15 protein-coding genes are annotated in these 19,383 nt (G+C 75.6%); 5 read left to right on the forward strand and 10 right to left on the reverse strand.

The annotated features are described in order from the left end of the window. Positions 1 to 3: 3 nt before the first annotated feature. Complete coding sequence (locus ACFVU3_RS17310) at positions 4 to 585, reverse strand: NUDIX domain-containing protein (protein WP_390066961.1); 582 nt, start codon at positions 583 to 585, stop codon at positions 4 to 6. On the opposite strand from ACFVU3_RS17310, the gene ACFVU3_RS17315 reads away from it, so the two are divergent. The 3 genes from ACFVU3_RS17315 (at position 584) to ACFVU3_RS17325 (ending at position 3,126) form a co-directional block, all read left to right on the forward strand. Further along, positions 584 to 1,396 (forward strand): M15 family metallopeptidase, encoded by an 813-nt coding sequence (locus tag ACFVU3_RS17315; protein ID WP_390066963.1) that lies wholly within the window; start codon positions 584 to 586, stop codon positions 1,394 to 1,396. The two genes, ACFVU3_RS17310 and ACFVU3_RS17315, sit on opposite strands and share 2 nt — an antisense overlap. An 81-nt stretch (positions 1,397 to 1,477) precedes the next feature. Then, on the forward strand, positions 1,478 to 1,942 hold the full coding sequence (locus ACFVU3_RS17320) for a Zn-ribbon domain-containing OB-fold protein (RefSeq protein ID WP_390066964.1): 465 nt from the start codon (positions 1,478 to 1,480) through the stop codon (positions 1,940 to 1,942). Beyond that, positions 1,939 to 3,126 carry a lipid-transfer protein gene (locus ACFVU3_RS17325; protein WP_390066966.1) on the forward strand — a complete coding sequence of 396 codons (1,188 nt, stop codon included), beginning with the start codon at positions 1,939 to 1,941 and terminating at the stop codon, positions 3,124 to 3,126. Before ACFVU3_RS17320 ends, ACFVU3_RS17325 begins: the two co-directional genes overlap by 4 nt. Positions 3,127 to 3,173: 47 nt before the next feature. Here the strand turns inward: ACFVU3_RS17325 and ACFVU3_RS17330 are convergent, their stop codons facing one another. The 4 genes from ACFVU3_RS17330 to ACFVU3_RS17345 are packed head-to-tail and all read right to left on the reverse strand — an operon-like array spanning position 3,174 to position 7,569. After that, positions 3,174 to 3,779, reverse strand: coding sequence for an ATP/GTP-binding protein (locus ACFVU3_RS17330; protein WP_390066968.1), 606 nt, complete (start codon positions 3,777 to 3,779; stop codon positions 3,174 to 3,176). Further along, positions 3,760 to 4,197: a DUF742 domain-containing protein gene (locus ACFVU3_RS17335; protein WP_390066970.1), complete on the reverse strand. Its 438-nt coding sequence runs from the start codon at positions 4,195 to 4,197 to the stop codon at positions 3,760 to 3,762. The genes ACFVU3_RS17330 and ACFVU3_RS17335 overlap by 20 nt, the downstream gene beginning before the upstream one ends. Before the next feature lie 10 nt (positions 4,198 to 4,207). Continuing rightward, positions 4,208 to 4,651: a roadblock/LC7 domain-containing protein gene (locus ACFVU3_RS17340; protein ID WP_390066972.1), complete on the reverse strand. Its 444-nt coding sequence runs from the start codon at positions 4,649 to 4,651 to the stop codon at positions 4,208 to 4,210. Beyond that, positions 4,648 to 7,569 carry a nitrate- and nitrite sensing domain-containing protein gene (locus ACFVU3_RS17345; protein ID WP_390066974.1) on the reverse strand — a complete coding sequence of 974 codons (2,922 nt, stop codon included), beginning with the start codon at positions 7,567 to 7,569 and terminating at the stop codon, positions 4,648 to 4,650. Before ACFVU3_RS17345 ends, ACFVU3_RS17340 begins: the two co-directional genes overlap by 4 nt. 454 nt (positions 7,570 to 8,023) lie before the next feature. On the opposite strand from ACFVU3_RS17345, the gene ACFVU3_RS17350 reads away from it, so the two are divergent. Further along, positions 8,024 to 8,368 (forward strand): hypothetical protein, encoded by a 345-nt coding sequence (locus ACFVU3_RS17350; RefSeq protein ID WP_390066975.1) that lies wholly within the window; start codon positions 8,024 to 8,026, stop codon positions 8,366 to 8,368. 51 nt (positions 8,369 to 8,419) lie between these two features. Here ACFVU3_RS17350 and ACFVU3_RS17355 read toward each other — a convergent pair whose 3' ends face one another. From ACFVU3_RS17355 to ACFVU3_RS17375, 5 genes are all read right to left on the reverse strand, one after another. Further along, positions 8,420 to 13,087 (reverse strand): hypothetical protein, encoded by a 4,668-nt coding sequence (locus ACFVU3_RS17355; RefSeq protein WP_390066977.1) that lies wholly within the window; start codon positions 13,085 to 13,087, stop codon positions 8,420 to 8,422. Between the two features lie 87 nt (positions 13,088 to 13,174). Next, positions 13,175 to 14,104, reverse strand: coding sequence for a hypothetical protein (locus tag ACFVU3_RS17360; protein WP_390066979.1), 930 nt, complete (start codon positions 14,102 to 14,104; stop codon positions 13,175 to 13,177). Beyond that, entirely contained in the window at positions 14,101 to 15,270 is a 1,170-nt protein-coding gene (locus ACFVU3_RS17365) for a hypothetical protein (protein ID WP_390066981.1), read from the reverse strand. The genes ACFVU3_RS17360 and ACFVU3_RS17365 overlap by 4 nt, the downstream gene beginning before the upstream one ends. Continuing rightward, positions 15,267 to 16,796, reverse strand: a complete 1,530-nt coding sequence (locus ACFVU3_RS17370; protein ID WP_390066983.1) for a hypothetical protein — start codon at positions 16,794 to 16,796, stop codon at positions 15,267 to 15,269. The genes ACFVU3_RS17365 and ACFVU3_RS17370 overlap by 4 nt, the downstream gene beginning before the upstream one ends. Positions 16,797 to 16,947: 151 nt before the next feature. Continuing rightward, positions 16,948 to 17,661, reverse strand: a complete 714-nt coding sequence (locus ACFVU3_RS17375; RefSeq protein WP_390066985.1) for a GntR family transcriptional regulator — start codon at positions 17,659 to 17,661, stop codon at positions 16,948 to 16,950. 320 nt (positions 17,662 to 17,981) lie between these two features. Here ACFVU3_RS17375 and ACFVU3_RS17380 point away from each other — a divergent pair, with 320 nt between their 5' ends. Further along, positions 17,982 to 19,262, forward strand: coding sequence for an MFS transporter (locus tag ACFVU3_RS17380; protein ID WP_390066986.1), 1,281 nt, complete (start codon positions 17,982 to 17,984; stop codon positions 19,260 to 19,262). Positions 19,263 to 19,383: the final 121 nt, after the last annotated feature.

Consider the following 19,383-nt stretch of genomic DNA (forward strand, 5'->3'; position numbering starts at 1 on the left):
GGGTCAGCCGTACGCGCCCGCGAACCACTTCCTCATGGCCTCGGTGTGGAGGGGGAAGACCAGTTCGCGCGGTTCCGGGACCACGATGCGGCCGGAGGTCTCCGGGGTCGGGGTGAAGGGGGTGAGGGTGCCGGCCTCGACGGGCGGGAGCAGTCCGAAGACCAGGAGGTGGTCGGCGGAGGACAGGACGTCGGCGAGGCGGAGGGAGCCGGGGTCGGCGTCCAGGCCGGTCTCCTCGCGGAGTTCGCGGACGACGGCGGTGCGCCAGTCCTCGCCGTGGTCGATGAAGCCGCCGGGGAGCGCGGTGCCGCCGTGGCCGGGGTGGATGGCCCGGGTGATGGCGAGGAGGCCGGTGCCCCGGGGGGAGGTGACGGGCAGGAGGGCGACGGCGACGGGGAGGGGGTTGCGGTAGGCGGTGGTGGCGCAGACGGGGCAGGTGCGGGGCCAGGTGGTGGTGCCGGCCGCGTAGGGGGCGCCGCAGGCCGAGCAGTGGGAATGGAGGACGGGCACGGTGTCGGTCACGGGGGGGACCGTACGCGACGGGGGTTTCCCGGCGGGGGCGGAACTGGTAGACCCGGTGCGCATGACTGGACTTGCCTCTGCCTTCCGTACCCTCGCCGTCACGGGCGCGGCCGCCCTGCTCGCCTGTGCGGGGGCCGCCGCCTCCCCCGCCGTCGCCGTGCCCGAGCCGAAGGCGCCGCGGGAGTTCGTGGCGCTGGACTCGGTGGACCGGACGATCCTTCAGGAGATGCGGTACACGACGGCGCACAACTTCGTGGGAGAGCCGATCGACGGCTACCGGCAGCCGCTGTGCGTGCTGACGCGGCCCGCGGCCGAGGCGCTGCGCCGGGCGCAGACGCGGCTGCTGGCCCGGGGGTACACGCTGAAGGTGTACGACTGCTACCGGCCGCAGCGAGCGGTGGACCACTTCGTGCGCTGGGCGGAGGACCTGGCGGACGAGCGGATGAAGGCGGAGTTCTATCCGCTGGTGGAGAAGGAGCGGTTGTTCGCGGACGGTTACATCGCGGAGAAGTCCGGGCACAGCCGGGGCTCGACGGTGGACCTGACGGTCGTGCGGCTGCCGGCGGCGCCCACGCGCGCGTACGTGCCGGGCGAGGAGCTGACGTCGTGCAGCGGGCCCCGGGAGGAGCGGTTCCCGGACAGTTCGGTGGACATGGGGACCGGGTACGACTGCTTCGACACGCTCTCGCACACCGCCGATCCGCGGATCACGGGTGCGCAGCGGGCGAACCGGCAGCTCCTGAAGGGCGTGCTGGAGGCGGAGGGTTTCGTGAACCTGCCGGAGGAGTGGTGGCACTTCACGTTCAAGCCGGAGCCGTTCCCGTCGACGTTCTTCGACTTCCCGGTGGCGCGCAGGTCGGTGGCCGGGCACTGACGTCTTCCCCGTCCGTGAGGCCCGTGCCAGACTCGGCACCAGACTTCTGACACATCGTCAGATCGCTGGGAGGTCCCGGAGATGACACCGACGCGCAGGCCGGTGGTGGAAGGCTGGTTCACCGACGACACGGTCCCGGACGGGGAGTTCCGGCTCCTCGCCACCCGGTGCTCGGCCTGCGCGGCGGTCTTCTTCCCGCGCGAGGACGACCACTGCCGCAACCCGGGCTGCGCGGGCGGAGGCACGCTCGACGAGCTGCCGCTCCCGCCGCGCGGGCGGGTGTGGTCGTACACGGACGGGCGCTACCGGCCGCCCGCCCCGTACGTCTCCGACCCGGACGTGCCCTGGGAGCCCTCCGTCCTCGTCGCGGTCGAACTGGCCGCGGAGGGGATGGTGGTGCTCGGCCAGGCGGCTCCCGGGGTGCGGACCGCGGACCTCGCGGTCGGGACGGAGGTCGAGGTGGTGCCCGGGGTGCTGAACGAGGACGCCGACCACGTCTGGACCACCTGGCGGTGGCGGCCCGTGGAGACGGAGGAGGGCGCGTGAGCGACATCGCCGTCATCGGGGCCGGGATGCACCCCTGGGGCAAGTGGGGGCGGAGCTTCGTCTCGTACGGGACCGCCGCCGCCCGCGCCGCGCTCGCCGACGCGGGGGTGGAGTGGCGGGACATCGGCTCCGTCGTCGGGGCCGACACCGTCCGGTGCGGCTATCCGGGGTACGTGGCCGGGGCGACCTTCGCACAGGCCCTCGGCTGGCAGGGCGCACGCGTGACCAGCGTCTACGCGGCCTGCGCCTCCGGGGCCCAGGCCGTCGGCGCGGCCCGGGCCCAGATCCTGGCCGGGCTCGCCGACGCGGTCCTCGTCGTCGGCGCGGACGCCACGCCCAAGGGCTTCTTCGCGCCGGCCGGCGGGGAGCGGCCCGACGATCCCGACTGGCTGCGGTTCCGGATCCTCGGCGCCACCAACCCCGCGTACTTCGCGCTCTACGCCCGCCGCCGGATGGCCCTGTACGGGGACACCCCCGAGGACTTCGCCCAGGTCAAGGTGAAGAACGCGGCGGCGGGGGCGCTCAACCCCCTGGCGCGCTACCGGAAGGCCGTCACGTCCGACGAGGTCGCCGCCTCGGCCGTCGTCGCCGATCCGCTGCGGCTGCTCGACATCTGCGCCACCTCCGACGGCGGCGCGGCGCTGGTGCTGTCCAGTCTCGACTTCGCGCGCCGGCACGGGCACCCGGACCCGGTGCGGATCCGCGCGGTGTCGACGGTCTCCCCCACCTACCCGAGGACGGTGCTCGACCTGCCCGACATCGCGACCGACTCGACCACCGCGCTCGCGCCGGCGCCGCACGCCTTCCGTGCCTCCATCGCCCGCGCGGCGTACGAGGAGGCGGGGCTCGGACCGGAGGACCTGTCGCTGGCCGAGGTGTACGACCTGTCCACGGCCCTGGAACTGGAGTGGTACGAGGACATCGGCCTGTGCGGGCGCGGCGAGGGCGCCAAGCTGCTCCGGGACGGGGTGACCCGGCTCGGCGGCGCGCTGCCGGTGAACGCGAGCGGCGGGCTGGCCTCCTTCGGGGAGGCCGTGCCCGCGCAGGCGATCGCCCAGGTGTGCGAGCTGACCTGGCAGCTGCGGGGCACGGCCGGCGACCGGCAGGTGCCGGGGGCGCGGGCCGGGATCACCGCCAATCAGGGCCTGTTCGGGCACGGATCGGCGGTGGTGGCGGTCCGCTGAGCCCTGGGTCCCGTCCGGGAGGCGGAGGGCGGCCGGGGCCGTACCGCTCAGGTGGCCACGGGTTCGTGGCCCCGGTCGGCGAGGACGAGGGCGTGCTCGACGACGGCGACGAGGACGCTCTTGACCGACTCGCGGTCGCGGGCGTCGCACATCACCAGCTCGACCTCGGGGTCGAGGTCGAGCGCCGCCCGCACGGTCTCCGTCGGGTAGCGGCGCGCGCCCTCGAAGCAGTTGACGGCCACCGTGAAGGGGATCCCGCGCCGCTCGAAGTAGTCGATGGCGGCGAAGCTGTCCTCCAGGCGGCGGGTGTCGGCGAGCACGATCGCGCCGAGCGCGCCCTGTGCCAGCTCGTCCCAGAGGAACCAGAAGCGGTCCTGTCCGGGGGTGCCGAACAGGTACAGGACGAGGTCCTCGCGGAGGGTGATCCGGCCGAAGTCCATGGCGACCGTGGTGGTCGTCTTGGCCTCGACGCCGTGCAGGTCGTCCACGGGACGGCCGGCCTCGGTGAGGACCTCCTCGGTCCGCAGCGGCCGGATCTCGCTGACCGTGCCGACCAGTGTCGTCTTGCCGACCCCGAAGCCGCCCGCCACCAGGATCTTCAGCGTCACCGGCTCGACGGGGGTCTTCATGCGGCTAGAGCGCCCGAAGGCCATTGATCACCTCGCGGAGGATGCTCACGTCCGGCAGCTGGGCCGGCGGAACGGGGCGGGTCACGTGGACGAGTTCCTCGTCGACGAGGTCGCCGACCAGGACGCGGACCACCCCGACGGGGAGGTCGAGTCCGGCGGCGAGCTCGGCGATCGACTGGGGCTGCTCGGAACAGCGTTCGACGATCTCCACGTGTTCCGGGGAGAGCGACTGGTCGCGCCCGGGGTCGTCGGCGGCGGGCTCGGGGACCACCACGGCGATGAGGTCGAGCCGGTGGCGGCCGGCGGCGCTCGTCCGGCCGCGGGTCATCGCGTACGGACGGACGACCGGTCCCGCCTCGTCGTCGTACCAGTGGTGGGGGGCGGCGGTCGCCCGGCCGGGGGTCTCCCGGCCGGGCCCGCCGCGCTCGGCTGCGTCGCTCATACGGGGCGGCTCACCCTCCCGTGGACAGACCGGTCCGGGGGGCCGTGCCGAGGTGGGTGCCGACCCGCTTGACCATGAGGGTCATCTCGTAGGCGACCTGGCCGACGTCGGAGTCGGCGTCGGCGAGGACGGCGAGGCAGCTGCCGTCGCCCGCGGCGGTCACGAAGAGGAAGGCGTCCTCCAGCTCGACCACGGTCTGCCGGACCCTGCCCGCCTCGAAGTGGCGGCCGACGCCCTTGGCGAGGCTGTGGAAGCCCGAGGCGACGGCGGCGAGGTGCTCGCCGTCCTCACGGCTCAGGTCCTTCGACGCGCCGGTGGGCAGGCCGTCGCTGGACAGCACCAGGGCCTTGCGGATGGCGGCGACGCGGCCCACCAGCTCGTCCAGGAGCCAGTTCAGTTCGCCGTCGCCGTGGACGGGGCTGCTGGAGCTTGCTGCGGCGTTCGGTGCGGTCATCGACCGTCCCCCTCGGGTGTCGTTCCGTGTGCTGTGGTGTCGTCCGGTCCGGTGCCGTCCCGGCGTCCGCGCTGCCAGCCGCGCTGCATGGCGGCCATCCGGGCACGCACCTCCTCGGCGTCGCGCTCGAAGTCGCCCTCGGCGGAGGCCGGGCCGGCGGGCGGCGGACCGGTGTCGGGCGCGGTGCCGGCCGGGTGCTCGGGATCGCGCAGCTGCGGCACGAGGCTCGCCTGGCGCACGCGGCGCGGGAGCCCGTCGATCCGCGCGGCGGGGTCGGCGGAGGGCGCCCGGCCGGGTCCGTCGGCCGGCGCGGAGAACGGCGCGGTGGCCGGGGCCGGCGGGTCCTGGGCGGGCGCCGGCGGGGCCGGAGCCGTACGGGCGTCGGTGCCCTCCGGGCGTACGGGGACGAGCATGGGGCCGGTGGCGCGCGGGGGCACCCGGCGGTCGCCGGGGGCGGGGTGGGCGCGGCCCGGCTCGTCGAGCCGGCGCCCGTGGTCGACGACCAGGGTCGGCTGGCGGCGGCGCGGCAGCGGCACCGGGCCCTGGGCGCCGTCGCCGGCGGGCTCGTCCCCGCCGTGGCCGCCGGCCTGGTCGGGGGCCTGCTGGTGCTGCTCGCCGGCCGGGGCGAGGCCGGGACGGCGGCGCTGGGGGCGGAAGAGGCCGCCGCGCTCGCTGTCGCTGTCGAGGAGGTCGGCGGAGCGGTCGAGGAGGGTGTCGATGTCCTCGGGGCCGAACGGCGGCTCCAGCTCGACCGGGCCGTCCAGAGGGCGCTCCGGCGTCCGGCCCGCGACCGCGTCGAACGGTCCGTCGGCGGCGCCCCGGAGCGCCGGGCCCGTCCCGTCCGCCAGGTCGGGCACGCGCGCGAGGGCGGGCCGCCGCTGCGGCAGGGGGCCGTCGCCGAGCGCGCCGGCGGCCGTCCCGGAGGCCGTCAGGGACGCGCCGGAGGCGGTCCGGTCGTCGCCCTCGGACGTGCGCGGGTCCAGCGTCTCGCGGTCGAGGCGGAAGCCCGCGCCCTGGGTCTCGGGAGCGTCGGTGAGCAGGGCGGCCGGGAGGAAGACGACCGCGGTGGTGCCGCCGTACGGGGAGGTCTGGAGCGAGACGCGGACGTTCTGGCGCTGGGCGAGGCGGCTGACCACGAAGAGGCCGAGCCGGTCGGTGTCGGAGAGCTCGAACTCGGGGGTCTCGGCGAGCCGCAGGTTGGCGTCGAGCAGGACGTCGGGGCTCATGCCGAGGCCGCGGTCGTGGATCTCCAGGGTGAAGCCGTTGGCGACGCGCTCGCCGAGCACCTGGACGGCGGTGTGCGGGGGCGAGAACACGGTGGCGTTCTCGAGGAGTTCGGCGATGAGGTGGGTGAGGTCGGCGACGGCGGGGCCGCCGACGCCGAGCCGGGGCAGCCGGCGGACCTCGACGCGCTCGTAGTCCTCGACCTCGGCGACGGCGGCCCGGACCACGTCCATCAGCTGCACGGGCTTGCGCCACTGGCGGGAGGGGGCGGCGCCGGAGAGGATCACCAGGCCCTCGGCGTGGCGGCGCATGCGGGTGGTGAGGTGGTCGAGGCGGAAGAGGTCGGCGAGCTCCTCGGTGTCCTCGGTGCGCCGCTCCATGGTGTCGAGGAGGGTGAGCTGGCGGTGGAGCAGCACCTGGTTGCGGCGGGCGAGGTTGACGAAGACCTCGGAGACCCCGCGGCGCAGCTCGGCCTGCTTGACGGCGGCCTCGACGGCGGCGCGCTGGAGCGTGTTGAGGGCCTGGCCGACCTGGCCGACCTCGTCCGCGCCGTACTTGAGGTGCGGGACCTCGGTCTCGACGTCGACGTGCTCGCCGGCGGCGAGGCGGCGCATGACGCTGGGCAGCCGGACGCCGGAGACCTCCTGGGACTCCTTCTGGAGGCGGCGGAGGTCGCGGACGAGGGAGCGGCCGACCCGGACCGAGATGCCGACGGAGGCGAGCAGGGCGAGGAAGCCGAGGACTCCGGCGACGCCGGCCTTGAGCAGGACGCTGTACGCGGCGGGCTGGACGCGGTCCTGGTAGCGGTCGCCGGCGGCGGTGTTCGCGCGGGCGAGCTCGTCCAGGACGGGGCTGGCCTCGTCCTGCCAGTAGGCGGCGGTGACGGACCGCGGACGCTCGGTCGGGCCCTCCTTGACGAACGCCTCCTCGGCGGTGCGCAGGGCCGAGGTCTCGGGGCTGCGCCAGTACTGCTCGTAGCGCTGCCGCTCGGCGGCGGGGAGGAGTTCGAGGTTGACCTCGTAGAACTGCTTGCGGACGGCGACCAGGTCGGAGACGGCGCGGATCTCCTGGGCGGTGACGCGGTCGGCGACGAGGGCGGAGAGGACGAGGGCGTCCTCTCGGGAGAGGAGTTCACGGGCCCGGGTGATGCCGACGAGGGCACGGCCCTGCTTGTCCATCTCGACGTTCTCCAGCGCGTGGAGGGTGACGAGGAAGCTGTAGCAGGGGTCGACGAGCCGGTTGTAGAACTCCAGCGCCTGGAGCCGGCCGATGCTGCGCTTCTCGATGGAGCGGCGCAGGGAGGTGATCTCCTCGAAGGCGGCGAGGAGCGAGTTGAGCTTCTGGGTGGTGACCGGGCGCATCTCCTCGCGGACGCCGGGGTCCTCGGCGTTGGCGCGGATGCGGGCCATCTGCCGGTCGGTGGCGAGGCGGGCCTCGCGCAGCTGGGTGAGGGCCTCGGAGCCGCGCGGGTCGGCGAGGTAGACGAGGGACTGGCGGCGTTCGAGCTGGATGACCCGGGCCGTGTCCTCGATGGGGTAGCCGACCTTGTCGACGATGTAGCCGACGTCGAGGAGCTGGTCGGCCTCGCGTCCGGTGAGGACGGTGGAGAAACCCCAGAGGCCGGTGAGGGAGACGAGCGGTACGAGGAGCAGCGCCACGATCTTCCGGCGGATGGACTTCCCGCGAAAGCGCATGGCCTCCCCCAGTACGGCCCCCGGCCACGGAGGTCCCTCGAACGGCGTCGCCGCGTCAACACGGCGCGTCAACCTTCGGTTTCAACAAACGGCGGCGTGAGCCTACTACTGCATCGCGACCATCTCGAAGGTGTGTCTGGGCGATTTTCAGCCTGTCGAGTGAGCGTTGATCATGAGATGTCCTGGTATTCCAGGAGTTCGGATCGGCCACTGTGGTGCAGGACACGTGACCCGGCACGTTTTCCCGTCCTGGGCGCAATGGCTGGAATCGTTCGTTCCGCTCGCGATGTCGGGTGAATTGGGGAAACCTTTTCCCTGTCCAGAGCGTCATGAAGTACGGGGGAACGCGCTGTCCTGGGACGGACGGCTCACCGGCCGGCCGCGCAGGCCGTGTAGAACCGTGCGAACCGGGCAGCCACCCCTGGGAGCGTCGTGCGGTGGGGAGTGACAGGACATGGATGACGAGACGCGGACCGCGCGTCAGTTGTGGGTGGAGGACGACCGCGGACTGCGGAGGATGCCGGACCCGGTGCGGAACGCGGCGGTGCGGGCGGTGATGATCACCTCGGTGACGATCATCCTGGCCCTCGTCGCGTTCCTGACCTCGGTCACGGGCTCCTGGCTGGCCTATCCGATGACGATCGCGGCCGTGGTCGCGACGGTGGTGGCCACCTGGAGCGTGCTGGACATCTGGATCACCCGCCAGGTCTGGCGGCAGCGCAACGGCGTGGTCTCCGAGCCGAGCAGCACCGCCTACCAGGCGCGGCGGGAACGGGTCCCGGAGGAACGGGTCGCCTGATCCCGGACAGGATGAAGGCCCGGCCCGTGAGGGGCCGGGCCTTCGTCGCGCCTACGGGGCGGCCGGAGGTTCCCCGTCCTGGTGGCGGCGGAACATCCGGGTCGCCGTGATCTCGCCGTGGATCGTCTCGCCCTCCCCGGCCGGCTGCGGCAGGCCCGGGCGCAGGTGCTCCTCGACGCTGATGTACTTCAGGCCGGCCCGCAGGTCGGCGTCGTTGCGCAGCCGGATCACGAGCGGGAACTCGGCGAGCGCCGTGGTGTCGAACAGACCCGTGGTGTACAGCAGCTGCACGCCGAGCGCGTCCGACACGGCCCGCTGGAGCTCCAGCAGATACGTGGCGTTGGCCCGGCCGATCGGGTTGTCGAGGAAGAGCGTGCCCGCGTGCCGGTGCTTGTCCCGGCCCCGGTCGTTGGAGCGCAGCGCCGCCATCGTGCAGTACAGAGCGATGGCCGCGGTGAGCAGCTGGCCGCCGGAGAAGACGTCGCCCATCTGCCCGACGGGCACCCGCTCGGCGCGCAGCACCGCGTCCGGCTTGAGGATCTCGACGGCGATGCCCTTGGGTTCGAGCGCCGCCTGCACCCCCCGCAGCAGCAGCGACATGCCGTCGCGGCGCAGGTCGGAGTTCTTCCTCACGGCGGCGCGGGTCGCCTCGTCGACGACCTCGCCGAGCCGCTCGGTGAGCGTGGCCTGGTCCGGCTCCTCGAAGCGGATCCGCAGGAACTCCTGGCCGGACCACTCACCGAGGCCCTCCGGGAGCCGGGAGAGGCGCTGGGCGGAGCGGAGCGTGGCGAGCGAGGTCTCCACGAGGCCGCGCAGCCGGTCCACGATCGAGTCGCGGTTCCGCTCCAGCTGGGCCAGCTCGTCGGTGAGGACGCGGAGGCGGGGCGCGAACGCCTCGGCCCACTTGGCGGCGTGCTCGGGCAGCGCGGAGGCGGGCAGTTCGCGGATCTGTTGGCGGGCCGGGGTACGGACCTGCTCGTAGCGCGTCGCGTTGGCGTGCCGGACGAGGATGTCGCTCGCCTCGCGCACCGAAGCGTCGGCGGCCGAGAGTTCGGCGGTGCAGGAACGCAGCGCCCGCCGCGCCTCGCCGGCCGTGCTCCGCGCCTCCTCCAGGGTGCCCGGGTACGGCTCCTGCTCCTCCTGCTCCTCCTCCGCGTGGTCGCGCAGCAGGTCGCGCAGGAGCGCGGCGGTCTCGTCGAAACCGCCGGCGGCGTCCTCGGCGGCCCGGTGGTCGCGCAGCAGCCCGGCGTGGGCGGCGCGGGCCGCCTCCAGGGCGTCGCTGCGGGCGGCCAGTTCGGCGCTCGCGGTACGCAGCAGGGCCTGCGCCCGGTCGGCGTCGGCCGGGACCAGCTCCTCCGGCAGCTCGGTGTGGGCCCCGGCGTCCTCCGGGGCCAGCCGCTCGGCCTCGCCGCGGAGCCGGCCGAGCTTCTCGCTCGCCTCGGAGGCGCGGGACTCCAGCATCTGCACCAGGGACTCGGCACGGGCCGCGGCGGCCTGCCGGGACGGGCCGTCGGCGCCGTCGGTCGACTCCAGGAGCTGCTCGGCGCGGGTGCGGACCTTGTTGGTGAGCCGGTCCAGTTCGGCGAGGGCGGCGGACTCGTCGCTCTCGGCCCGGGCCTGCTCGGCGCGCAGGTCGGCGCCCACGCCGACCTTCTCGTAGACCTGGGAGGCGGCCCGGTACGCCTCACGGAGGGTGGGGAGGGCGGCGCGGGGCGCGTCGGCGTCCGCCTCCGGCAGCTGCTCGGGGGCGCCGGCGATCTCGGCGCGCTCGGCGCGCAGCGCGCGGGCGGTGCGGTGGGCGTCGTCGGCGGCCCGCTGGGCGGCCCGGCGGTCCTCGTCGGCGGCCCGCGCGCGCTCCAGGCAGGTCTGGGCGCGGGCCTCGGACTCGGCGGCGTCGTCGGCGAGTTCGCGGAGCTTGGCCTGCCAGGCGGAGCGCTCGCGGAGCCGGAAGGCGAGCCCGGCGAGGGCGTCGGCGACGCGGCGGGCGCGCTGGGCGGCCTCCTGGCGCTCGTCGCGGACCGCGAGGGCCTCGGCCGCGGTCTCCTCGGCCTCCGCGTGCGCGGCCCGGGCCTCGTCGAGGGCCCGGCCCGCGGTCTCGGCGGTCTCGCGGGCGGTGGCGGCGACGGCCGCGAGCTCGGCGAGCATGCCGGGCGGGCAGTCGGCGCGCCAGGCGCCGATCCGGGCGGCGAGGGCGCGGTCGCCGGCGAGCCGGGCGGCCAGGGCGCGGATCTCCTCGTCGCGGGCGGCGGCACGCGCGCGGAGCGCCTGCCGCTCCTCGTCGGCGGCGTGCTCGTCGTGCATGGCCGGGTTCGGCGGTACGAGGAAGACGCCGGTGTCCTCGCCGGCCTCCTGGGCCGGTGCGGGGGCGAGGAGGGCGGCGGCGGTGCCGACGGCGACGGCGGAGCGGGGCAGCAGGGCCGCCGAGCCGAGGGCCTCGCGGGCGCGCCCGTACGAGACGGGGTCGGTGATGACGACGCCGTCGACGAGCTCGGGCCGGGCGGCGAGCACGCGCGCGTGGTCGGCGGGGTCGACGGACTGGGCGAGGTAGCGCCAGCCGGGGAGGGCGGGGATGCCGTGCTCGCCGAGGAACTCGACGGTGGCGAGGACGTCCGGGCCGGGCGGCAGCAGGCCGCCGTCGCCGAGGGCGCCGAGGATCCGGGAGTCGTCGGCGGCGGCCGTGCGCAGGTCGAAGAGCTGGCGCTCCGCGGAGGAGACGGCCCCGTCGAGCAGCCGGCGCAGCTCCTCTGCGTAGCGGTCGAAGTCGGTGACGGAGAGCGGCGCCTGGGCGTCGGGCTCGCCGGCCGCCGGGGCGTCGTCCCCGTCGCGGGTGTCGGCCGTCCGGGCGGCGCGCTGGCCGGGCAGCGGGGAGCCGGAGCCGGGCAGGCCGAGGAGTTCGGCGAGGCGTTCCTCGGCGGCCAGCGCCTCGGCGGCGCGGCGCTCGGCGTCGTAGGCGTTGCCCGCGGCCTCTGCGGCGTCGGCCGCGCGGGCGGCGGCGAGTTCGGCGCGGGACTCGGCGGCGGCGGTCTCACGGGCCCGGTCGCTCGCGGTGCGGGCGACCTCGCGGGCGGCGTCCCAGGCGGCGACGGTGGTCTTCTCGGCGTCCGCGGCGGCGAGGGCGGCGCGGGCCGGGTCGGCGTCGGGCGCGGAGTCGTCGAGCCAGCCGGCCCGTACGGCCTCGGCGGTCTCCTGCTCGACCTCGGCGAGGCGCTGGCGCAGGTGGCCGGCCTCGCTGCGGGCCCGCTGGGCCTCGGTGGCGGCGACGGTGGCGTCCCGGTGGGCGGCCTCGCCAACCTCCTGGAGGGCGGTGGACCGCTCCTCCTCCTCGGCGGCGTGCCGCTCGCCCTCCTCCGCGGCGGCGGCGAGGGCGCGGACGAGGCCGGCGGCGGCCTCGGCGCGGGCGGCGAGGGCGGGGGCGGCGTCGCGCTCGGCCTCGCGGATGGCGGCGGCCACGCGCGCGGAGCGGTCGCCGGCGGCGCGGTGGCGGAGCACCGACTCGGCGGCCTGCCAGGCGGAGTGCAGGGTGCGGGCCTCGAGGAGCTCGCGGCGCTGGGAGGCGGCGCCCTTCTCGGCCGCGGCGAGCGCCAGGGAGGCGTGCCGGTAGGCGAGTTCGGCGGCGATGAGGGCGCTGCGCTCGCGGGCCGTCTCGGCCTCGGAGACGGCGTGGCCCGCGGAGGTGACCTGCTGGGCCAGTTCGGCGGCGCGCTCCCGCTCGCCTCCGGCGCGGCCGGAGAGCCGGCGGGCGAGGGTCCGGGTGCGGCGTTCGGCGGCGGCGTGCACCTCGCGCGCGCGGGACCTGGTCCCGGCCGCGTCCACGATGCGGGTGAGGAGGTCGACCGAACCGGCGGTGAACTCGCGTTCGGCGGTGAGCTCGGCGCGGCGGCCGAGCTTGTTGCCGAAGCCGCCGACGAGGTCGGCGAGGCCGTCGGTGTCGCGGGTGTCGGTGACCGCGCGCAGGAGGAGGTCGGTGAAGTCGGAGTCCTTCTTGACCGCGAAGAGGCCGGCGGCCTCGCCCTCGTCGGCGTTCATCTCACGCTGGTAGCGGAAGAGTTCGGGGTCGAGGCCGAGGTCGCCGAGGTGCTCGTTCCAGCGGTCGTGGATCTCCTCCCACACCACCTCGAGGTGCGGGTACGCCTTGCCGGCCTCGGTGAGGGCGTCGCGGAAGCCCTTCATGGTGCGGCGCCGGCCGGAGGCGCCGGAGGCGCCCTCGGCGGAGGGGCGGACGGAGGTCGCCTCGGCGACCGGCAGGTTGTCCAGGCTGAGGCCGGGGCCGGGGCGGAAGGAGTACCACGCCTCGGCGAACTTCCGCGGGTCGTTGGAGACCTGGCGGCCGCGCCACTCGCTGACCTTGCCGACGACGACGAGTTCGCCGGTGAGGGTGTGCTGCCACTCCAGGGCGACGTGTCCGCAGTCGTCGGCGAGCAGGAACTTGCGGAGCACGCCGGAGCTGGCGCCGCCGAGGGTGTTGCGGTGGCCCGGGAGCATCACCGAGAAGATGAGCTTGAGGAGGACGGACTTGCCGCCGCCGTTCTCCAGGAAGAGCACGCCCGCGGGGGCGGGGCGGCGCGGCGGACCGACGGGCTCCTCCTCGAAGAACTCCGCCTGGGTGGGGGCGGGGTTCGGCACGGGGGCGCCGACGCCGCGCAGGTCCAGGACGGTGTCGGCGTAGCGGGCGCCGGCGGGGCCGATGGAGTAAAGGCGGACCCGGGACAGCTCGTACATGGCGAGGGACTCTCGTGCTCTCGTGCTCGGGAAGTTCGGTGGCGCGGGGCGGGGTGCGGCCGCGCGCCGGGGCGGGGTGCGGCGGGATTACGCGTGGAAGGGCAGGCCGGCGTCGGCGGCGAGGTCCAGGTCGTCGCCCTCGGGCGGCGGGACGAGGGTGGCGGTGCCGTCGGTGACGGGGACGATCCCGAGGTCGAGGAGTTCGGTCAGGGCGGCGGAGCCGGCCATGTCGCGGACCTGGAGCTGGTAGCGGGCGGTGGTGCGGTACGAGCCGCCGTTCTCGTCGCCGGTGCGCTGGAGGAAGCCGGAGTCGGTGAGGAAGGCGACGGCCTTGGCGACGATGCCGGTGGTGGAGCCGGCGAGGCGGCGGGCGTCCTTGGTCGCGCCGGTGGTGGAGCGGCGGGAGTAGACGCGCCAGGCGGACTCCAGGCCGGGGGCGTCGGAGGCCGGGTCGGTGTTCTCGCCCTCCTCCTCGGCGCGCTGCTCCAGGCGGAGGCACGCCTGGCGGACGAAGGAGTCCACGCCGTTGACGGTGAGACGCCCGATGTACCCGTCGTCGGCGAGGTCCTCGGGACGCGGGAAGGCCATGGCGGCGACGGCGAGGTGGGCGAGGCCGTGCAGGAAGCGGTCGGCGGAGTCGGTGTTGGCGCGGCGGGCGTAGTCGCCCATGCGGACGGCGAAGACGGAGTCCTCGCCGGCCGTGACGGCCATGCCCGCGCGCGGGGAGACCTCCAGGACGATCAGGCCGAGGCCGGTCGCGACGGCGTCGGCGAGCCGGGCGAAGGCCGGGTCCTCCTGGTAGCGGCGGAGCAGTTCGGCGTACTCGGCGTCGCGCGCGGGCAGCAGCTTGGGCTGGAGCCCGAAGGAGACGAGCCGCGCGGCGTCGGCGGCGTCCGCGGGGGTGACGGCATGCGCGGAGGCGGTGGGGGCGGAGGCCGGGGGCCGGGGGGACTCCTGCTCGCTCCACGCGTCCGTGTACCCGGCGTCCTCGGTGTGCTGGACGGCGTTGTCGCTCACGGCTGGGGCTCCTCGGTGCGGCTCTCGTTCGGTACGGCTGCGGTGCCGGCGGCCCGGGGCAGGGGCAGCGGCACGGGGGTGACGGCGGCGGGCGGCGCGGGCGCCTCACCGGGTGCGGGCGACGGCTCCTGCCGGGCGCCCCCGAGCCGTACGGCGCGGACCATGGGCAGGTCCCGGCGCCGCGCGGCGGCCCGGGGCGTCCGCGGCAGGGACACGGCCCCGAGGCGGGGCCGGTCCCCCGGCCCACCGTCCGCCGCCGGTCCGCCGGTGCCGGACGTCCCCGCGCCGACGACGGGCGAGTCCACGAAGGGGGCCAGCAGGCGCGGGCCGGGGGCGGTGGGCGCCGGGAAGGGCCCGGCCGGTGCGGTGGCGGAGCCGCTCCCGGAGAGCGGGGACGACGGTGCCGCGGGTGCCTGCGGGGCGGGCTGTACGGGGTGCGCGACGGGGCGGGCCCCGGAGAGCGGGGCCGGCACCGGCGGGGCCGGCTCGGCCGGCGGTGCCGGGACGGTGGCGGGGCGGACCTCGGGCAGCGGGGTCACCGGTGCCGCGGGGGTGACGGGACGGAACGGCCCGGCGAGGGCCTCGGCCGGCGACGACGGGGCCGGTACGGCTACCGGCACCGGTGTGGCGAGCGGGTACAGCCCGGCGACGGACGCGTCGGGGTCCGTGACGGGCCGCGTCGGCTCGGTGGTGGCCTGCGTCGGCTCGGTGGTGGTCGAGGGCGTCGCTGCGGCGGCCGGGGCGGGCCGCGCGGGGGCCGAGTTCGGCTGCGGGGCGCCTGGGGCGGGCTGCGGGGCGTCGGCCGTCCAGAGGCCCGTCATGGCGGCCTCGGCGGGCGCCACGACGGGCCGGTGCGGCTGCGTGGCGGCCGGGGCGGGCCGCGCGGGGGCAGGAGCGGGCTGCGTGGGGGCAGGGGCGAGCCGCGCGGGGGCGGGCGGGGTCGCGTCGGCCTGGGACGGCTCCGGGGCGGTCCGGGACGGCTCCGTGGTGCTCTCGGCCTCGGTCGGCTCCGTGGCGGGGCCCGCGGGGGACGGCTCCGAGGGGGGTGCGAGCGGGGGCGCGGGCTGGGGGAGCCACGCGCGCGTGGCCCGCGCGGGGCGGCGGGGCGGACGGGGGTCCTGGCCGGTACCGGGGGCGGGCGGGGTCGCGTCGGAGACGTATGTCACGTCGCCTCCGTACGGTCGGCGGCCATGCCGACGGCGTCGAGGAGCGCCGTCCCGACGATGAGGTCGGCGCCTCCGAAGCCGGGGTCGTCGAGCGGGGTGCCGTCGTCCACGGCGAAGAGCAGGCGCTCCTCGCCCTGGCGGTAGGCGGTGCCGACCGGCGGGCTGGCCGCGTGGACGGCGAGCAGCGCCACCAGGTAGGCGAGGTCCTCGCCGCCGGTGGCACGGGCGTCGGCGAGCAGCCCGGAGAGCCGGCGCGGGGCGTCGTGCTCCAGGTCCAGCAGGGCGAGCGCGTCCGCGAGCTGGCGCTCGCTGAAGCGGGAGTCGTCGGGGGTCGCGATCAGGTCCGGCTCGGGCATCTCCGCGCCGAGGTGCTCGCGCTCGACCGGCGGGGTGAGCAGCAGGTCGACGAGGTCTCCGAGGCGGACCGAGCCGGGGGTGCGCAGGCCGGTGCCGTGCGCGAAGAAGGCGTCGGTGACCCGGGTGGCCCGCTCGACGGGGAGCGGCAGCACGGGCGCGACGAGCTGCCCGTACAGGTCCAGGCCGGTGTACCGGGTGGGGGTGGCGAACGCCTGCCGGTCCTGCTCGGCGCGGAACAGCGGCCCGGCCTCCAGGAGCCGGGACTGGAGCTGGGTGTGGCGGCGGATGCAGTCCTTGACTATGTCGACCAGCTCGGCGGCCCGCCGCTTGTGCTCCTGGTCCTCGGCCTCGTCGCGCGCCTTGCGGATGTTGGTCAGGATCGCGTTCTCGTGGCGGTAGCGGTCGGCGACATGGTCGAGCGCCTCGGCGATCATGTCGGGGACGCTGTTGAGCCAGTCCACCGCGCGCACGTTGCGCCGGGTGGCCTCCAGGGTCCTGCGGAGGGTCTCGGCGTACTGGACGGTGCGGTAGCGGGCCTGCTCGGCGGCGAGCTGCGCGTCGGCGAGGCGGCCCCGGCTGATGAGGACCTCCAGCTTCACCTCGGCGGCGATCTGGGCGCTGGTGACGTCGGTGTCGAGGGCGCCGACGAGCACGTTGACGGCCTCGTCGGTGGTCCGGAGGCAGACGGTCCCGCCGTACCCGGGGACCTCCTCGATGAGCTTGAAGTCGTAGTCCCGGCGGACGTACACGCCGTCGGTGCCGAAGGTGCCGTACACGGCGCGGAAGCCCCGGTCGACGCTGCCGACGTTGATCAGGTTCTCCAGCACCCAGCGGGCGACGCGCTCGTGCTCGGCGGCGGGGCGCCGCGGGGCCTGGGCGGCGACGCGGGGCAGCAGCCGGGCGACGACCTGGTCGTGGTCGGCGCCGGTGTCGAAGTCCATGTGGAGGGTGACGAGGTCGATCGCGGCGAGCGCGACCTCGGCCATCGCGTAGACCGTGTACTCGCCGGCGAGGTTGGCCTTGCGCGCGTCCAGGTCGTGCAGCGGCGCCGTGCAGGCGAGCGCGCGCAGGCGCCGCGCGAGCCCTTCGTCGGCGGCCGGCCCCTGCGCGGGGCGCGGCCCCGCGCTGAGCTGGGGCGGAGCGAGGTCCGTCGAGGCAGGCGAAGTCACGGTGCACAGAGTAGGTCCTCGCACTGACATGGGTCGAAACGGCGCAGAAACCACCGCCCCCGCCCCGCCCGGGGCGGTACCCTCCGCCGGCGCGGCCGGACGGGGCCCTCCCTGGGGCTCCACGGCCGGACGCCGATCCTCCGGCGGGGCCCTACTCCTCGGCCGGTTCGTCCACGGCGCGGGCGTAGGCGGCCGCCACGCGGTCGATGGAGTCGTCGAGGTAGCGGGCGAGGAGCCGTTCGGCGGCGGCCCGCTCCCCCGTCCGCAGGGCGTCCAGGATCTCCTTGTTGCGGACGAGGTAGGGCTCGTGGAGGGCCCGGGGGTCGTCCACGACGTGGAAGGCGAGCCGGAGTTCGGCGAGGACGCCGCGCATGAGCTCGTCGGTACGGGCGCTGCCGGCGAGGGCGACGAGTTCGCGGTGGAAGTGGATGTTGGCGGTGGAGACCCCGCGCCAGTCGCCGGCCCCGGCGGCGGCCTCGCCCTCGGCGACGGCGGCGGCGAGGCCGTCCACCGGGAAGGGCGGATGGCCGAGGCCCCGTACGACGGCGCACTCGACGAGCCGTCGGGTGCGGTAGATGTCCTCGACGTCGTCCACGGCGAGGACGCGGACGAAGACCCCGCGGTTGAGCTCGTGGACGAGCAGCCGCTCGTGGGTCAGGAGCCGGAACGCCTCGCGCAGGGTGTTGCGGGACACCCCGAGGGCGCCGCCGATGCTCTCCTCGGAGAGCCGGGTGCCGGGCGGGAAGAAGCCTTCGGCGATGCGGGTGCGCAGGATGTCCGCGACCCGCTCCGCCGTGCTGGTGCGCCCGAGCAGCGCGCGGTCGTCCGCCAGTCCCCCGGTCGTCCCGGTGCCGCTCGCGTCCACGGTCCCCCTTCCTTGCGGGGCGGTCGGCCCCGTCGTCGTCCAGCCGCCGAGTCAATCGCAGAAACGGATCCCGGACAACAGGCCCCTTGTCGAATCGTTGAACAATCCCCTACCTTGGCGCCACCGCACACGGTCACCACCGGACCACGCGCCGGTACCCGCCGGCGCGTCGGCACCCGCCACACGGCGTCCGGCGTCCGGCGTCCGGCGTCCGGCGTCCGGCACGACGGAACCAGGCACTCGGCACCACGGAACCAGCACGCACACGCACGGCCTCTCGTACGTCTCTCAGGCACGCCTCCCCCAACTGCGAGGTGCAGATGAGCACGACACAGACCCGGCGGCACTCCCAGGACGACGGGCCCGACACCACGGGCCCGTTCGGCTGGCTGCGCGCCCTCGGCCCGCGCGGACGGCGCGCCTTCGGCGGAGCCTTCGGCGGCTACGCCCTGGATTCCTACGACTTCTTCACCCTGCCGCTGTCGATGGTGGCGATCGCCGCCTACTTCAACCTCGACAAGGGCCAGACCGGACTGCTCACCACGGTGACCCTGGTGGTCTCGGCGGTGGGCGGCGCGCTCGCCGGGGTCCTCGCCGACCGGGTCGGCCGCGTCAAGGCCCTGATGATCACGGTGATCACCTACGCGCTCTTCACCGTGCTCTGCGGCTTCGCGCCGAACTACGAGACCCTGCTGGTCTTCCGGGCGCTCCAGGGCCTCGGGTTCGGCGGCGAGTGGGCGGTCGGGGCGATCCTGGTCGCCGAGTACGCCTCCGCCCGGCACCGGGGCCGTACGCTCGGCGCCGTGCAGTCGGCGTGGGCGGCGGGCTGGGCCCTCGCGGTGATCGTCTACACCCTGGTCTTCCAGTTCTTCGAGGCGGACCTGGCCTGGCGGATCCTGTTCTGGACCGGTGCGCTGCCGGCGCTGCTCGTGGTCTGGGTCCGGCGGCACGTGGAGGACGCCCCGCAGGCGGCCGCGGCCCGCGAGGCGAGCACCGAGCGGGGGTCGCTCCGGGCGGTCTTCCGGCCGGGGCTGCTGCGCGTCACCCTCTTCGCGACCCTGCTCTCCACGGGCGTGCAGGGCGGCTACTACACCCTCGCCACCTGGGTGCCGACCTTCCTCAAGACCGAGCGCGGGCTGACCGTCGTCGGGACCGGCGGCTACCTGACGCTGCTGATCTCGGGCGCCTTCATCGGCTACCTGACGGGAGGCCATCTGACGGACCGGATCGGCCGGAAGCGGAACATCGCGCTCTTCGCCGTCCTGTCGGCGGCGTCGGTGATCGCGTACACCCAGATCCCGGCGGGCGCGAACACCCTCCTCCTGGTCCTCGGCTTCCCGCTCGGCTTCTGCATGTCGGCCATCTTCAGCGGCTTCGGCTCCTTCCTCGCCGAGCTGTACCCGACGCCGGTGCGCGGCACCGGACAGGGGCTCACGTACAACACCGGGCGCGCGGTCGGCGCGATCTTCCCCACCCTGGTCGGCTTCCTCTCCGAGAGCTGGGGCGTCGGCGGGGCCCTGATCTTCGGCGCGGTGGGGTACGGGCTCGCCGTGCTGGCGCTGCTCGGCCTGCCGGAGACGCGCGGGAAGGAGTTCCGGTGAACGGCGTCGGCCTCCCGGGGGCCACCGTCCTCCGCACCCGCGATCCGAAGCCGTGCCCGGTCCCGGACGTCACCGTCTGAGAACCGCCTCCCCCGCGCGCGTACCGCCTCCGCCCGACCGC

Source organism: Streptomyces sp. NPDC058052, from assembly GCF_042885515.1.
GTDB lineage: Bacteria > Actinomycetota > Actinomycetes > Streptomycetales > Streptomycetaceae > Streptomyces.

Coding starts and splice junctions, on each gene's coding strand:
- ACFVU3_RS17320 (WP_390066964.1), top strand. CDS start 1,478: ATGACACCGACGCGCAGGCCGGTGGTGGAAGGCTGGTTCACCGACGAC.
- ACFVU3_RS17380 (WP_390066986.1), top strand. CDS start 17,982: ATGAGCACGACACAGACCCGGCGGCACTCCCAGGACGACGGGCCCGAC.
- ACFVU3_RS17350 (WP_390066975.1), top strand. CDS start 8,024: ATGGATGACGAGACGCGGACCGCGCGTCAGTTGTGGGTGGAGGACGAC.
- ACFVU3_RS17330 (WP_390066968.1), bottom strand. CDS start 3,779: ATGGCCTTCGGGCGCTCTAGCCGCATGAAGACCCCCGTCGAGCCGGTG.
- ACFVU3_RS17345 (WP_390066974.1), bottom strand. CDS start 7,569: ATGCGCTTTCGCGGGAAGTCCATCCGCCGGAAGATCGTGGCGCTGCTC.
- ACFVU3_RS17340 (WP_390066972.1), bottom strand. CDS start 4,651: ATGACCGCACCGAACGCCGCAGCAAGCTCCAGCAGCCCCGTCCACGGC.
- ACFVU3_RS17310 (WP_390066961.1), bottom strand. CDS start 585: ATGCGCACCGGGTCTACCAGTTCCGCCCCCGCCGGGAAACCCCCGTCG.
- ACFVU3_RS17355 (WP_390066977.1), bottom strand. CDS start 13,087: ATGTACGAGCTGTCCCGGGTCCGCCTTTACTCCATCGGCCCCGCCGGC.
- ACFVU3_RS17335 (WP_390066970.1), bottom strand. CDS start 4,197: ATGAGCGACGCAGCCGAGCGCGGCGGGCCCGGCCGGGAGACCCCCGGC.
- ACFVU3_RS17315 (WP_390066963.1), top strand. CDS start 584: ATGACTGGACTTGCCTCTGCCTTCCGTACCCTCGCCGTCACGGGCGCG.